General features: G+C 46.5%; 14 protein-coding genes and 1 rRNA gene. 8 read left to right on the top strand and 7 right to left on the bottom strand.

Annotated features, from left to right (window positions below):
• Both rrf and NC996_RS25405 read left to right on the top strand, forming a co-directional pair.
• Positions 1-112, top strand: a 5S ribosomal RNA gene (rrf, locus tag NC996_RS25410); the annotation flags it as partial.
• A gap of 190 nt (positions 113-302) precedes the next feature.
• Positions 303-2,150 carry a caspase family protein gene (locus tag NC996_RS25405; protein ID WP_190684407.1) on the top strand — a complete coding sequence of 616 codons (1,848 nt, stop codon included), beginning with the start codon at positions 303-305 and terminating at the stop codon, positions 2,148-2,150.
• A gap of 42 nt (positions 2,151-2,192) precedes the next feature.
• Here the strand turns inward: NC996_RS25405 and NC996_RS25400 are convergent, their stop codons facing one another.
• Genes NC996_RS25400 through NC996_RS25390 form a run of 3 tightly spaced genes read right to left on the bottom strand, consistent with a single transcriptional unit; the run spans position 2,193 to position 4,775 of the window.
• The gene (locus NC996_RS25400) at positions 2,193-3,278 is read right to left on the bottom strand and encodes a nucleotidyltransferase domain-containing protein (RefSeq protein WP_190684404.1); all 1,086 of its coding nucleotides are present in this window, start codon (positions 3,276-3,278) and stop codon (positions 2,193-2,195) included.
• A 3-nt stretch (positions 3,279-3,281) separates the two neighbouring features.
• Positions 3,282-4,430: an acyl-CoA dehydrogenase family protein gene (locus tag NC996_RS25395; RefSeq protein WP_190433226.1), complete on the bottom strand. Its 1,149-nt coding sequence runs from the start codon at positions 4,428-4,430 to the stop codon at positions 3,282-3,284.
• A 24-nt stretch (positions 4,431-4,454) separates the two neighbouring features.
• A complete protein-coding gene (locus tag NC996_RS25390; protein WP_190433228.1) occupies positions 4,455-4,775 on the bottom strand; it encodes a nucleoside triphosphate pyrophosphohydrolase in 321 nt (106 codons plus the stop codon).
• 15 nt (positions 4,776-4,790) lie between these two features.
• On the opposite strand from NC996_RS25390, the gene NC996_RS25385 reads away from it, so the two are divergent.
• Positions 4,791-5,363, top strand: coding sequence for a hypothetical protein (locus NC996_RS25385; RefSeq protein ID WP_190684401.1), 573 nt, complete (start codon positions 4,791-4,793; stop codon positions 5,361-5,363).
• Between the two features lie 131 nt (positions 5,364-5,494).
• On the opposite strand, the gene NC996_RS25380 is transcribed toward NC996_RS25385, so the two are convergent.
• Positions 5,495-7,786: a DNA phosphorothioation-associated putative methyltransferase gene (locus NC996_RS25380; protein ID WP_199302997.1), complete on the bottom strand. Its 2,292-nt coding sequence runs from the start codon at positions 7,784-7,786 to the stop codon at positions 5,495-5,497.
• Positions 7,787-7,983: 197 nt separating this feature from the next.
• Between NC996_RS25380 and NC996_RS25375 the strand changes: the two genes are divergently transcribed.
• The gene (locus tag NC996_RS25375) at positions 7,984-8,607 is read left to right on the top strand and encodes a 2OG-Fe(II) oxygenase (RefSeq protein WP_190684398.1); all 624 of its coding nucleotides are present in this window, start codon (positions 7,984-7,986) and stop codon (positions 8,605-8,607) included.
• On the opposite strand, the gene NC996_RS25370 is transcribed toward NC996_RS25375, so the two are convergent.
• Positions 8,604-9,485, bottom strand: a complete 882-nt coding sequence (locus NC996_RS25370; protein ID WP_190684395.1) for an alpha/beta hydrolase — start codon at positions 9,483-9,485, stop codon at positions 8,604-8,606. The genes NC996_RS25375 and NC996_RS25370 overlap by 4 nt on opposite strands.
• A 92-nt stretch (positions 9,486-9,577) precedes the next feature.
• On the opposite strand from NC996_RS25370, the gene NC996_RS25365 reads away from it, so the two are divergent.
• A complete protein-coding gene (locus NC996_RS25365) occupies positions 9,578-10,435 on the top strand; it encodes a prohibitin family protein (protein ID WP_190675075.1) in 858 nt (285 codons plus the stop codon).
• 255 nt (positions 10,436-10,690) lie between these two features.
• Complete coding sequence (locus NC996_RS25360) at positions 10,691-12,631, top strand: ABC-F family ATP-binding cassette domain-containing protein (protein ID WP_190433239.1); 1,941 nt, start codon at positions 10,691-10,693, stop codon at positions 12,629-12,631.
• Positions 12,632-12,683: 52 nt separating this feature from the next.
• Here NC996_RS25360 and NC996_RS25355 read toward each other — a convergent pair whose 3' ends face one another.
• Together NC996_RS25355 and NC996_RS25350 are read right to left on the bottom strand one after the other, a co-directional pair.
• Complete coding sequence (locus NC996_RS25355; RefSeq protein WP_190684410.1) at positions 12,684-13,808, bottom strand: THUMP domain-containing protein; 1,125 nt, start codon at positions 13,806-13,808, stop codon at positions 12,684-12,686.
• 43 nt (positions 13,809-13,851) lie between these two features.
• On the bottom strand, positions 13,852-14,409 hold the full coding sequence (locus tag NC996_RS25350; RefSeq protein WP_190429355.1) for a Uma2 family endonuclease: 558 nt from the start codon (positions 14,407-14,409) through the stop codon (positions 13,852-13,854).
• Between the two features lie 57 nt (positions 14,410-14,466).
• Between NC996_RS25350 and NC996_RS25345 the strand changes: the two genes are divergently transcribed.
• Together NC996_RS25345 and NC996_RS25340 are read left to right on the top strand one after the other, a co-directional pair.
• Positions 14,467-14,601 (top strand): hypothetical protein, encoded by a 135-nt coding sequence (locus NC996_RS25345; RefSeq protein WP_277879731.1) that lies wholly within the window; start codon positions 14,467-14,469, stop codon positions 14,599-14,601.
• Positions 14,602-14,631: 30 nt separating this feature from the next.
• Positions 14,632-14,913 carry a hypothetical protein gene (locus tag NC996_RS25340; RefSeq protein ID WP_190429356.1) on the top strand — a complete coding sequence of 94 codons (282 nt, stop codon included), beginning with the start codon at positions 14,632-14,634 and terminating at the stop codon, positions 14,911-14,913.
• Positions 14,914-14,959: the final 46 nt, after the last annotated feature.

Raw genomic sequence — 14,959 nt, 5'->3', positions numbered from 1 at the left:
GCTACTAGCGTTGTGGAACCACACCGACTCCATCCCGAACTCGGAGGTGAAACGCAACTGCGGCGAAGATACTCGGTGGGTGACTGCCTGGGAAAATAGCTCAGTGCCAGGTTGATTTTTAGTTAGATTGAGTATAATAAAGGGTCGCTCTTGAAGAGCGACCCTTTATTATAGGATTGAGCTAATGCAAACTGCTTTGTTTCCACTGTGCAATTGCCAAAAGAAGCCGTTTCCTGTAGTTTGCTTGTTAGTAAATGCTATTTTTGGGCTACCCTCTCTAATAGATATCTGGGGCATGGGTCATGGCAAATCACTGGGCGATCGCAATTGGCATCAATCAATATCAGTTTTTCCAGCCTCTTAGCTATGCCCAAGCGGATGCACAGACGCTGTGGCAGTTTCTTGTTGACGAAGCTGGATGGTCAGCAGACGAGTGTCTGGTGTTAACGGACACCTCACCGCCGATTAGCGATCAGTCAACTTACCCTACTAAGGAAAACCTGCTGGATTGGTTTGATGAGTGGTGCCATGCGCCAGTAAACGTCGATGATTCGCTCTGGTTCTTTTTCAGTGGGTATGGAATGACTCTCGACGGGGAGGATTACCTAATGCCCAGTCAAGGAGACCCAGATGAAATAGCGGAAACTGGTATATCAGTAAGATCGCTCTTTACCACTCTCAAAGAGTCGGCGGCTAAAAATATTTTGGTGCTGCTAGATATAAACCGCAGTCAGGGCGATCAAGCAGGTGCGAAGGTAGGGGCGCAAACTTTGGAATTAGCCCAAACAATGGGTATTGCCACAGTCCTGTCCTGCCAAGTTGATCAATTTTCTTACGAAGCGTCCTCACTGGGTCATGGATTATTTACAGCAGTATTGCTAGAAGGACTGCGATATAACCAAGGCAAGAATTTGGAGAGTCTGGAGCGTTATCTGCGATCGCACCTGCCTGAGTTGAGCGAACACCACTGGCGACCCGTTCAGATACCCTTGAGTGCAATACCCTCTTCGGCAAGTAACTACAAACTCCCAACGCTCCTCCCGAACGGAGCGATGAACTGGAATGCGACCTTAGCTTCAGATACACCTCCAGTAGCTTCCACTTCTGGTATGCACAACGTCGGAATGGAGCGTCAGGAGGCTACTCCGGGTATGGTGGGGCATAATAACGTAGCTGGTGCAGCCGCCTTGACCCAGAAGCAGACTTCTAAAGGATCGGAGACAAACTATAACCCTTCCGGCATCCGCTCAGGGATTGGTCAAGGTGCTATCGTCCCCCAGACAAGTGTGTCATCTACTACCCTTGTAGATGACACACCCTGGTGGCTGAATCTGCTTTTGTGGTGCGGTGGTATCGCACTGATAGTGGCATTGATCGGGGGGGTATTTCTCCGTAACCGAGCCGCATTTATCGGTCAGCAGGCAATAAATACTTCAACAGATGCCACTCCTGGTAGCACCACACCGACTGCTGTATCGTTACAGTCAGCTTCTTCAGGTTCCAAATCCCAGAATGCAGTGGGGGGCACCGAGACCGAAGCGGGGGCGAATCAAGCGGTGTTGGATAAAGCAAGAACTTTGATCGTCCCAAATCAAGCTTCTCAGTTTAGTCAGGCGATCGCAGAAGCCCAGAAAATAAAACCCGGCGAACCTCTCTACGAACAGGCACAGCAAGACATTGCACGCTGGAGCGGTGTGATTCTGGATTTAGCTAACGGGCGGGCAAAACAAGGGCAGTTTGATAAGGCGATCGCGGCAGCACGACTGGTTCCAGAGGATAATCAGTCCATTTATAAGGAAGCTCAAGGAGCGATCGCCAGCTGGCGTGAAAAAGCACAGCAACAGCGAACCAACAAAATCCTTCTCCAATCTGCTCAAGGATTAATTCAACCCGGACAAGCTTCGTCTTACACTCGCGCGATCGCCGCTGTTCGCAAAGTACCCCCCGATCAACCTGGATATACCGAGGCACAACAGTTAATTGCCCAGTGGAGCAATACGATTTATCAGACAGCGCAGACTCGCGCCTCTGATGGAAGACTGAAAGATGCCATTCAGACGGCGGCTTTAGTCCCGAAAGACACACCCACCTATACGACTGCCCAGAAAGCAATTGACCAGTGGCAAAAAAAGGTACAAGGTACAAAGTAAAAGCAAAATTTGCAAAAGACAAAACGTTGTCCGCTATTAGCCTTACCACCCTTGCATTGCCACTAAATCAATACAAAGTTGATTAATTGCTTCTCTATCTACACTTCTAGGCAGGGTAGATTTAGCGTAGGCTTCATCGAGTCCTTTGTACAAATTGTTAGCGATCGCCATGACTTCTTCATAGGGATACTCGCCGTTTTTAATGGCTAGCAATTCCCGTGCATCGCCGGTTTCCCGGCGATCGACTATTAAGGTTTGTGTCTCTAAAATTTCGATACCTGTTCTTAATAACCGGATAGCCTGCATCGCAAATTTAGAGTCATACCCCACTTTAGCCTCCATCGCTGCCCGTGCTGGATTGCGATTTTTTTTCCATTGTTGGTAGTTATCGTATTCTCGGCGGGCGTTTTGATACTGCTGGCTTTTTTGCAGCAGTTTAATAAATTCTTCCGAGCTGCCGGTAAGTTTCCGGGTGTACTCCAGCGGTTCTTCTGGGAAAGCGTATTGCTTCAATACCCCCTTAAAATCAATTTTGGCAGTTAGCAAATGATAAAGTTCCTGCGCTTCTTCCAAAAACTGAATTCGGCCTCTAATTAACAAGTAGAGATATTCTAGAAACGCATGAATTTCGCCCACCGTCAGCGCTTGGGCAGGTTCTAATCCAAAGTCTTCTGGCTCAGGTTTTCTGGTTGGTGGTTCGAGTAACCAGCGGCGGTGAGACTCTAATTTTTTTATTTGAGCATAACCGTATCCCGCATAAGTGTGCTTCACCTTTTTTGACAGAAACATCTGTTTATAGCGTCTCAAGGTATTACCGACTTCAGTTAAAAGAACATAATCTTTGAACCAGAGAAGCTCTAAAATATTTGGGTTGTTGTCGGCAGACAGTTCTAAAAATTTTTTCAGCTCATAAATACAAGTATCTTTAGTCAGATAAGAAAATTCTCCTGGCTCTTCTGTCCAACCTCTATCCTTTTGTTCAATTTGAGAAAATCCCAAGTAATAAGGCTTAGTTGCCACAAAAATACCGCGATAGTCATAGTCTGAGGTTGCAGTCGCTAAACCGTAGCCCCTGGAACCTGTCAAAGCAATCAGAATCGTTCTATCTTCAACTTCTTGGCGATTCATAGATTAATCGGATGAGGAATAAGTTTCAAGTTGCTGTTTCTCGTTCCCAGGCTGAGCCTCCTCAGAGCTGAGATAAAGTGCGGATTCTGAACGCACCAACCTGTTGAGGGTCGCTTCCATGACAGCCGTAGTTTGACCGGAAACAGTAAACACCAGTGCCTCGCGGTAAACTCGCTGTGCTGCGTGGTGGCTGTAGTTGGCGGCACCACGGGAAACGGTAACGGCAGCATGGGCACACCGCACAGCTAAATCAATTGCCCAAGCTCGGATTTGCAGACGATCTGCAAAGGGTTTAGAGGGATGTCTGATGGCAGTGCTACAGGCGGTGAGTTCCCGGTCGAGTGACTTAAAAGCTTTGGAAATAAAGGCGTTAGGCTTGGTTAGAGCAGCAGCTTCCAGAATATCAAGTCCAGCTCTAGCGCATCCCAAAGCAAAAAAGCCTTGGTGAAGGACATTCTTCAAATCGTTTTCGTGAATCCAACCCGCAGGCTTGATAGAGACAACACGCTCTTGAGGCAAAAACCAACTGGTAAGATTTGCCGTGACAGTATTGGTTGAGGTCATTACTGCCAGTTGCATTGGCTGGGTAAATGTAATTGCACCCCCCATCTCCTGATACTTGGTAACAAAGGGCACAATGCCAAAGACTGCGCCCCCATCGGGGAGTGTTGCGGCGACAATAAACTCTTGAAACAAGCCCCAGCCCGTAACCCAAGGCACTTGTCCCTCTAGATGATATCCCCCTTCTACCGGAAAGGCTTTCACAGTTGGGTCGCCCTGCCGCCGCAATTGAGAGAAGCCGACGCCGACTAAAATCTGCCCGTTGCTCATACGGGGAAGATACTGGCATTTAAGAGAACAATTTTTGCTGGCGACAAGCATCCCGCTAGCACTTTGATGTTGAGTCTGCAAGAATGCCAAAGCACCGGAATATCTTGCAATTAGCTCTTGAAAAGTCCGAAAAGTCTGTTCACTGACTTCGGAACCACCCCACTCTTGGGGAACTCGCAACGCCAGTAAAGAACGTTCGCCAAGCCCTTTGAGTGCCTCTCCTAGTGCTTCTGGGCTGCTATCTATCTCTGTAGCTAATGGTGCAACCGATTGTCTTAGATAAGACTCGGCGATGTCTAGCAGGTGTAGCGGGTTATCCATACCTCTACCGTATCGACTTCGCGGCTACTGAGTCCACAATAATCGAAAGCGCTGGTCAAAGCCACCTCGCTCTGAACGTCGTTTTTCTTGTTCTGCCAAAATTGAGGAACGCTCTATTTGACAAGCTGCACACAAGGCATCGATGACTTCGTATAGGTCAGCGAGTTCTTTCACTAAGTCTTGAGCAGTAGCTTCAGCGGCTTCTTGCGCTTCTTCGATGAGTTTATCTCGCAATGCTTGGTGATACTCTGCCTCTGACATTACCTGGACTTTGCACTCTCGCCCTGCTTGATGAATGATTTCGGGAATGCGATCGCGTACCAGCTTATTGTACTCTTGATGCACTATAGTTCCTCAACGATGAAAGAAGTTTCCCTAGGAAAATACCTTACTTTAGAGGATTTTTGCACCTGTACCCAGACTTATCAAAAGTACCCATCTAAAATTTATCCATTTCCCCAAAATCCAGAAGAAACGCTGCCTGCACTACAAAAGCTAAATCAACTTATCTTAGATCCAATAATTGACTATTTCGGCGTTAATGATTTTCGCCTAACTTATGGATTTTGTTCCAAGGACTTAAAAAGATACCTAGATAAAAAAGATCCGGAAACAGGCCAGAAAAATGGCCGAGTTGCACCGGAACTCGACCAGCATATGGCGCATGAAATGAACAAGAATGGTAAATATTTCTGTAAACGACTAGGCGCTGCCTGCGATTTTTTGATTGTTGCTTCAGATAGCGATCGCGTTATCGATTGGATATTAAGTCAAAAATTACCATTTGATTCTCTATACTTTTATGGAGTAGATAAACCAATTCATATCAGTTATGGTTTTCAACACAAGAGAGACATCAGAACCTTCACAGCATCGGGGCAACCAACACAAAAGGGAATTGAACATTGGATTCAGTTAGCAAAAGAATTGTGAAGCTAGTTTGAATTGAACTTAATGAACTTTTTTTAACTTCAAAATTATGCCAAGGAAAGCGCAAAGTTACGCCAAGGAAAGAAAACAAAAATCTTTGCGTACCTCAGCGTTAACCTTTGCGCTCTTTGCGTTTAAAAAGATGTTACTTTTGTATTTTTCCTTTTTTCACGAACTGCTGTTAATTCCTGCACCCGAATCGGATCGGCGTCTTTACGCCAGCAAAGACAATAATCTTCTATTTCTAGGCAGTTTGCCTTTAAGCATTGTTGCCAATCTCTAAGCGTTTTAATATTCCGTTCATTATTTAAAAGTCCCCATTCTTCTTCCTGTTGAGTGAGTCGAGAAAACTTTTCATAATTCGGATAATCGGGGGTGATAACAGTTTCTTTTCGATGTAGGATTGGTGGATTAACATCATCTTCGTAATCCCGGTAGCTAACGCTCAAATCTCTCAGATCGATTTGCATACTGGTGTGCAGAACCGGATGAGGATCGGTATCGAAATTGGGGTAGAACAAATATGAGATTTTTGGTTTGTAGGTGTGAAATTTAATTAGTGTGGCTTCATCCATGCGTCCAATTGTACGGCTGGCACAGCCTTCGTAGAGGCGCAGCAACGGGTCGAGTTCGGAAAAAGCTGAGACATGAACCATGAAGGAACTAGGATAGAGAGGTGCGTATTTAAAACCACTGGTACAGCCAACCAAGCTTTGTTGACAGCAGTGGGCAATTACACCGGGATCGCCTAGACTAAATAGCATTTCCTCAGCTAATTCCCAGGCTTCGTCGTAGCTACCAAATAAACATTTGATATCGTTACGGACTTCTGGGGAGATTTGTTTGAGCTTCAGATGATTGAACTTGCCTAACGCGAGATAAACTAAAAGGTCTAAGCGGCGTTTTTGAGCGATCGCATCCCACTCTTTTTGGTCGGTTGCTTGTAAAATGACCTGGAAGGCACGGCGAAACCCGCCAAATTCAGCCCTCAAATTTTCTAATTCTGGTTTTTCATTTTTGACAGGCAGACGACCGCGTTCGGTGACAAAAGCCATCAGCGGTGCCAGCATTTCCTGATAATCTTCAAATCGCTTGATATTGGCACGCACTCTGGGAGTTGTGGCGCGGGAACGAAAGCGAGAGGCGCGGTAAGCTTCGGCAAGGCTTTCATCTTGGAAAACAAAGTAAATTCCAAGTGCAACTGGCACCGCATTAACATTAAGAACCTGGTCAATATAAATTTTCAGTTCTTCCTGTTCGTAGTATTTCTGAAAAGTATTGCGGCGAGTAATCACCCCATCGCCGTAGGCAACTTGACCCGTTCCTCGGTCATCAATTAAAACCAGTGCAGCAACAATTAGGACTTTTCCTGTTAACTCCCAGGCGTTTAATAATGCTTCTCGACGCTCATCTGTGCGTTCAATGACGTTGATGATATAACCGAGATTAACAATATCAGCCGTGGTGCGGGGGGTATCCGGAGAGTAATAAGGGTCCCATCCAGCGCTGGTGTAGCCCTTTTCCGCTATGTGCTGAATATCGCTTCCGTAGCCGCAACCATAGTCAAAGAAAGTGCTATCTTCACTAAATAAGCCAGCCTCTAAAGCGAGACGCACGGGGCGAGAAAGATTTTTGCGAGCAATTGCAGCTTTGTGACGCTCTATTTTAGGCAGTGTCGAATGTAGAGACGTTGGATGTAAGTTATCTCCAGTCTTCTGCCGAATAACTTGATGACCCTGAATTTCGACACCATAATCTTGTAAGCATTCCAACCAACCCCGAAGCGTTCCAATGCCACGGGTTTTGTCTAAAAGCCGCAATTTTTCTTCTTGCCGAGTGAGGTTGGCGAATTTTTCGTAGTGAGGATAATCGGGGGTGACAAAGGTTTCTTTGCGGTGGAGGACAGGGGGATTGTCGCTAGTACTGTAGTCTCGGTAAGTTGAACTCCCGTCGCGAACATCAATCTGGATGCTAGCTTGCAAGGCGGGATGGGGGTCGGGATCAAAGTCAGGATAAAACAAGTAAGAGATTTTAGGCTGCTCGATGTTGAATTTAATTAGGGTAGCGCCATCAATATGTCCCACCGTTCGTCTGGCATAGCCCTCGTAGAGCCTCAGCAGAGGGTCGAGTTGAGAAAGTGCTGACACATGAACGTAGAGGGCACCAGGCAGCAATTTACCGATGGGACTTTGTTGGCAGCAGTTGACAATGACACTCAGGTCGTTCGCGCCTAATAAAATCGGCTTGTCGCTGTCAACCCAGCCATGAAGATTATTTTGAAATTCGGTGGCTAAGTTTTCCAGGTGGGAACAATCATTGCTAACAGCAAGGTAGAGGAGAGTGTCTTGACGGTGATGTGCTTTAGCGCAGCGGTTCAGAAACAGCTTGGCATCCCACTCTTCTACTTTGTATGTGTTCAGCATCATGGTCGCACCATTTCCCTGAAACAATGATGGATACAAAGTAGAGTAAACCTATTAATTCCTAAATGGCTGATTTGCTCATTTCTGTAAAAATAATTTACTTAATTTTGAAATAGTCGGGATGGGGCGGTGGAATGTACACAACAAGGTGCAACAAGCGATACAACTAACAGAAGGACATTTCATTTTCTGAGAGTTTCTTGAGCTACTACCGCCTACAGCACCAAGTTTTTGAGCCAGACTACCTAAGCGAATTGCAGGGGCAGATTCTCGCGTGTCCCTATTTTGCGGTTAACAACTTGAACCGCGACTTTATCGGCACTAAGGGATTTTCGGTTGTATTCCAGCGTTCGGGCTTGAGCGAAGTTGAACGAAGTTTTCCCTTTTTCAAACCTTATCTCAACGTGGCTTTGCACCCGACGTGTAATGCTTTCTATCTCAATCCTTTGATGCTGAAGGAGGGTTCTCGCGTCGATCCCCACATTGACCGCAGTCTGCGCTCTTACTGCAAGAGTATCGAACCGCCAGCCTGGGTGAGTGTCCTCTATGTTCAAGTGCCACGGGATTTGATGGGAGGAGAGTTAGTGTTACGCTGCCAGAAGCGCAATGTAGGACAAATTCGCCCTCAAGCCAACACGCTGCTAGATTTTCAGGGCGATTTAACTCATTCAGTGAATCAAGTCACCAGTTCAGGGTTTCGCCTGAGTTTGGTTTGCGAGCAGTACAGCTTGTGTGAAGCCCAACTCCAAGAGATTCCAGAGTTTACGATTGAATCGAGGGCAATTAAGTCAAAGGGAAAGAAGAAGGAAAAGCTAAAAATTTAGCAAAATTCTAGAATATGCTGGGCGGTAATTTGGGACTGTTCCAAGTGAGGAACGTGACCGCAATTTTCGATCCAGATGAGTTGAGAAAGCGCGATCGCTCTTTTAAATTTCTCTGCGTCAGCCGTCCCTAAAATCCTGTCGAACTGTCCCCACAGAATCAGTGTCGGCTTGTCGATTTGAGCAATTTTATCGCTCAAAAAGTTGTACCCCCCGCTTTTAGTGAAGGCAATCAGGGCATCATGCCAATTGGGGAGATCCAGGTGCAACGCCGCACACCGTAAAGCATCGAGAGAGGCAAAGCTTTGATCGTGGTAAGCATTGCGTGAAATGCGATCGCGCACTTTCTGATTTCGCAAAAATGAAGTCGCCAGATTACTGATGGGAGGAAACAACAACCTGCCGATGTTGGGGGGACTAGCGAAACCAGCGCTATCAATCAACACCAGCTTTTGCACCGCTTCGGGGTAAGTAAGGGTAAAATCAATTGCCGCCGCACCCCCCATTGAAGTTCCCACGAGAACAATTGGCTGAGCAATCAGCGTTTTCCAGAAGTAGTAGAGATGGGTTTTAATGGCTGTTGGGCTAAACGGGAGTCCCGCAGGTCGTTCGGTAAAGCCGAAACCCAGCAAATCCACAACCCACGCTTCATTCTGGGCTGCCAGCAGTGGTAGGAGGCGACGGAATTCAAATACAGAGCTATCGAAGCCATGCAGCAACAGGATGGGCGTTCCGCCGCTACCCTGATGAACGTAGGTGGTAGCGATCGCCTGTGGCGACAGAGGAGTTGCGATCGCCGTCTGCTCGATACTCTCTGCAAGGGCAATCGAGGTGGATTCTGTCAGCGCTTGGGCTGCGGATGGTAGAAAACGGGTAAACATGAGTTTTAGTTTACCGTGGAGAAGGGTGATACAGAAGTAGAGGTAGCAGACCATAACCCCTGAGTCACACCAAAACAAAAGGAGATCGGCTCTTGAAAAATCAGTACGCGCAGAATTTACAATTATCAATTCTAGGGATTATCACTGCCTTAGTCCTCTTCATTAGTCTCAATTCTTTTGTAATTGTTAACCCAGGTCAGGCAGGAGTCATCAGCATCTTAGGGAAAGCGAGGGATGGAGCCGTGCTAGAGGGCATCCACCTCAAACCACCACTGATATCAGTCGTAGACATCTATGATTTGACCGTGCAAAAATTTGAAGTTCCGGCACAGAGTTCTACCAAGGATCTACAGGATCTCACTGCTAGATTTGCCATCAACTTTCGCCTCGATCCTACCCAAGTCGTTGAAGTGAGAAGGAAACAAGGAACCTTAGAGAATATCGTGTCAAAAATTATTGCACCGCAGACTCAGGAATCCTTTAAAGTAGCAGCGGCTAGACGAACTGTTGAAGAAGCAATTACTAAAAGAGAGGAACTGAAACAAGACTTTGATACTGCCTTGGGTCAACGGTTAGATAAGTACGGAATTATCGTGCTAGATACTAGTGTAGTTGACCTAACTTTCTCCCCAGAGTTTGCCAGGGCAGTTGAAGAGAAACAAATCGCCGAACAGCGGGCGCAACGAGCAGTTTATGTGGCGCAAGAAGCTGAACAAGAAGCCCAAGCAGATATCAATCGCGCCAAAGGTAGAGCAGAGGCTCAACGACTTTTAGCTGAAACCCTGAAGCAACAAGGGGGTGGACTAGTTCTTCAGAAAGAAGCGATCGAAGCCTGGAGACAAGGAGGTTCCCAAATGCCAAAAGTTCTCGTCACGGGTGGTGACTCTAATAGCAGTATCCCATTCCTGTTCAACCTGGGTAATCTTCAGGATGCAACTGCCCCTCAATAGTTTTAGGGGGTAGATTCGCCTCTTCAGAATTAAGAAGGCGAACCATGAGCGAATAAAATTAAGGGTTGCCAGCTAACACATCGTTACGCTCAGTTATGCTCATGCTTCGCCCCTACATAGATGGTTTTGTAGGGGCGAAGCATTCGGGGGATAAACCCAAACACACTCCAAGAAATTCCGCTCCCAAATGCTTCGCCCTCTATTTAGGCAACTCACGGGCAACACCTACTCCCTCCAAACAAAGTTGAGAATGATATGAGCATATTTACACTGCAATCAGTTAAAAAAGACTTTGGTATCAAAGAAATTTTAAAAGATGCCAACTTTAGCCTAGATCCCACAGATAAAGTCGGACTAATCGGCACCAACGGCTCTGGAAAATCAACGCTGTTGAAGATGATAGCCGGACTAGAACCGATTGATGGCGGTCAACTTTTAGTCAACTCAGGAGTACGGATTGTTTACTTACCTCAGCAACCCGACTTAGATGAAAATCTCACCGTTCTAGAGCAAGTCTTTGCCGATAGCGGGGAGCAAATGTCCCTTGTCCGCGAATATGAAGAACTGTCAGACAAACTGGCTCACAATCGAGAAGATAGCCAGCTCATGTCCCGCTTCTCTACGGTCATGCAACGCATGGATGCTACTGGTGCTTGGGAACTGGAGACAAATGCCAAAATCATCCTCACCAAGCTAGGAATTGAAGATTTTAACGCCAAAATTGCTACTCTATCCGGCGGCTATCGCAAGCGAATTGCTTTGGCAACCGCTTTGCTTTCAGAACCCGAAGTGTTGCTGATGGATGAACCAACTAACCATCTAGATGCCCTATCTGTTGAGTGGTTACAAAGCTATTTGAACCGCTATCGAGGAGCAATTCTGCTCATCACTCACGATCGCTATTTTCTCGATCGCGTCACCAACCGAATTCTTGAAATCGACCGAGGCGACCTCTACACTTACGCGGGTAACTATTCCTACTATTTAGAGAAAAAAGCCCTCGCTGAAGAGTCTGCTGTCAGCAGTCAGCGCAAACATCAGGGAGTACTTCGCCGAGAATTGGAATGGTTGAAGCGAGGGCCAAAAGCCCGGAGTACCAAGCAGAAAGCTCGGATCGATCGCGTCCACGAGATGCAAGCAACTGAGTTCAAACAGACTCAGGGCAAAGTCGATATTTCCACTCTGAGTCGTCGGATTGGCAAAAAAGTTATTGATTTAATGAATATCTCTAAAGCCTACGATGGACGCACCTTAATCAAAGATTTCACCTATGAATTTAGTCCCGAAGATCGTATCGGCATCATCGGTGGCAATGGTGCAGGCAAATCGACTTTGATGGATATTATCACTGGGCGCGTTCAACCGGATTCTGGAAGCGTTGAGATTGGCTCTACCATTCACATTGGCTATTTTAACCAACACTCTGAAGAATTACTCGTTGCATTGAATGAAAATTTGCGAGTGATTGACTACATTAAAGAAGTTGGAGAATATCTCAAAATTGCCGATGGCACTCAGATTACGGCTTCCCAAATGTTGGAGCGTTTTCTATTCCCTGGCAATCAACAATATGCCCCGATTCATAAACTTTCTGGTGGGGAAAAACGTCGCCTATTTCTGTTGCGCGTTTTGATGAGTGCGCCTAATGTTCTCATTCTTGATGAACCAACCAATGACTTAGATGTTCAAACCTTAGCGGTCTTAGAAGACTATCTAGAAGATTTCCCCGGCTGTATGATTTGTGTCTCCCACGATCGCTACTTCCTCGACCGCGCCGTAGACAAAATATTTTCCTTTGAAGAGGGTGGCAATCTGCGCCAATATCCAGGTAATTACTCAGTTTACTTAGACTACAAGAAAGCCGAAGAAGAAGCAGCATTGCGCGAAGCTGCCAATGCTAAGGATAGCTCAAAGTCAGTGCAGCCCCAAGTACGTCCAGCAGAGCCACAACCCTCTAGTAACAATAACAACAAACGGCGTAGGCTTTCAACTTGGGAAAAGCGCGAGTTTGAGAAACTTGAAAGCAAGATTGCTCAATTGGAAACCGAAAAAGCTGAGGCAGAGAAAGCGCTTTATAATGCGGCTCCTGGCAAAGTCGCCCAAGTTGGGGAACTCTATCAAAAGGTGGAAACTTTAACTCAGGCTATTGATGCTGCGACTGAACGCTGGATGGAACTCGCTGAGATTGAGTCTTAACAGAATCGGGGAGAAAGATGAATGCTTTCGATTCTTCCGCTGGCTTTAATTTCTAATACAATTCGTACTTGAGCAAGGTACACGCTAAAGAACCGTTATAAACAGGAATGCGACGAGATGTTTTGAGTCCTACTCTTTTTGATAACTCTTTGTTTCCGGTCAAAACAAAGGCAGTCCAACCTTTGAAGCGTTGTTTGAAAACATCACCGAGCATTTTGTAGAGTTCGCCCAATTCTCTCTCATCTCCCAGACGTTCTCCGTAGGGGGGATTACAGATGAGAACGCCGCTGTCTGCGGGTGCTTCCAATTGGGATAATTCGGTTTGCGTAAACGTTAGCTTATCTGCAATGCCGCACCGTTGGGCATTCGTGTGAGCTTGGCTTAGGATATCAGGGTCTTTGTCGCTCCCCCAAATTGGTGCTTTTAAGTCTGAGATTTCGCTGTTTTCGGCTTCCGCCCATATCTCGTCCCACAGCTGTTCGTCAAAGTCCAGCCAGCTGAAAAAGCCAAACTTTTCCCGAAACAATCCGGGGGCAATATTCAAAGCTTTTAAAGCCGCTTCTAAGGGGAGAGTTCCAGAGCCACAGAGCGGGTCTAAAAAGGGAAGATTCGCATCCCACTCTGCCATGTCGAGGATAGCAGCCGCTAGAGTCTCCTTAAGCGGAGCCAGCCCCATTGCGGGTCGATATCCCCGGCGGTGGAGACTGGTACCCGAACTGTCTAAACTTAAAATACAACGGTCTTGATGGATGTGGACATTAATCCGCACATCTGGATTTTCGGTATCAACGCTAGACCTGTGACCTGATTTGTCACGCTGTTGGTCTACGATGGCGTTTTTAACTTGTAAAGCCGTGAAGTGGGTGTGGTTAAGTTTTTGATTGCCTCCTGTACAGTCCACAGCTAGGGTGTTGTTGGGATGTAGATAGTCAAGCCAGGAGATTTTTTGCACCTCCCGGTAGAGCATCTGGGCGTCATAGCAGGCAAATTCATGGATGGGGACTAGGACTCGAAAAATTGTCCTTGCCCAGAGATTCACCCGGTATAGCATTGCTTTATCGCCAACAAAATGCACTCCAGTGAAATCAGGACGGACTTCCTTTGCCCCTAAACGTTCCAGTTCAGCAGCAGCAATAGGTTCTAGACCACGGGCAACTGTGGCAAAGTAGTGATTCATCATGAGAGCGATCGCATCTATAGCATCTGTAACAGTGGAACCATTAAATCAGTTCTGCTTGTTCAAAAATCTGTCTGGGTGTTAGTTCCAAACCTAGAAGCAGGGTATCCACAATGGGCATCGTAGCTGTGTAGACTTGACTCGATCCATCTGGGAAAAATACCCGGATATTCATCGCTTCAGGATCTACAACCCAGACTCTTAAAATACCAGCGTCAAAGTAGTCTTTCGCTTTATTTTCAAATTCTTTCAGGGTTTGGTCTGGGGAAATAATCTCAATTACCAGTTCGGGAGGCACAGGACAAGCTTCGTTCCGCTTCCAACTGGCGGGTAGGAGTTGGTAAGAAATGTAAGTCAAATCGGGTATAGGTGCCCAGTCTTGACCATGACGTTTCAACAGCACTGCCCATTCTTGAACAACTCGTCCTCGTCCTTTACACCAGGCACCAATGAGAACCCACAAAGCTGACTGTAGTACAGAATGAAAAAGCTTAGGAGACACTTTAGGCACTGCCTGACCATCTACAAACTCATAGGTTACATCTCCTTCAGGTAAAGCTAGAAATTCCTGTAATGTGAGTTTGGTTCCGGTGCCTACCATGACTATAAGTTATCCAAGTGGATGGGCTAATAAATCTATGGTACAAAAGCGCTCCCCTTGAGTTTAAATCTGGAAGTTGCCGGTTGGCTGGAGTCGGAGCAAGCCATGAATGAGATTTTAGAGAGCGATCGCATTCATGGCTCTGAATTCACAACTTTCCTGAAAAAGCACCCAGTTGTGCGAACCTATTAGCAGTTCCATCACTCCGGTACTGGAGGAACAATGACGCCGATCGAGTTTCTAGTATTGTTGGTCATTGCTGCATTCTGCGGCGGCACTGGGCAAGCGTTAGTGGGTTACTCGGCAGGGGGCTGTCTACTGTCGATAATTGTCGGGATTATCGGTGCGTACATTGGATTGTGGGTAGCCAAAGAGTTTAATCTTCCGGTGATATTTGCCCTCAATATTGGAGGGAAATCCTTCCCAATTATTTGGTCCATTATTGGTTCAGCTCTTTTGGCAGCCGCTCTCGGTTTGATCAATCGAACAAACCGGCGGCGATGACTTGGGAAATCTCAAGCTTTTCCAGAGAAAGTATTGAGCCGGATGC

It is taken from the genome of Trichocoleus sp. ST-U2 (assembly GCF_039961875.1).
In the GTDB taxonomy this organism is placed as follows: domain Bacteria; phylum Cyanobacteriota; class Cyanobacteriia; order Cyanobacteriales; family FACHB-T130; genus FACHB-T130.
Note: the sequence above shows the minus strand (reverse complement) of the source record. Positions and strands in the feature narration are given on the sequence as shown.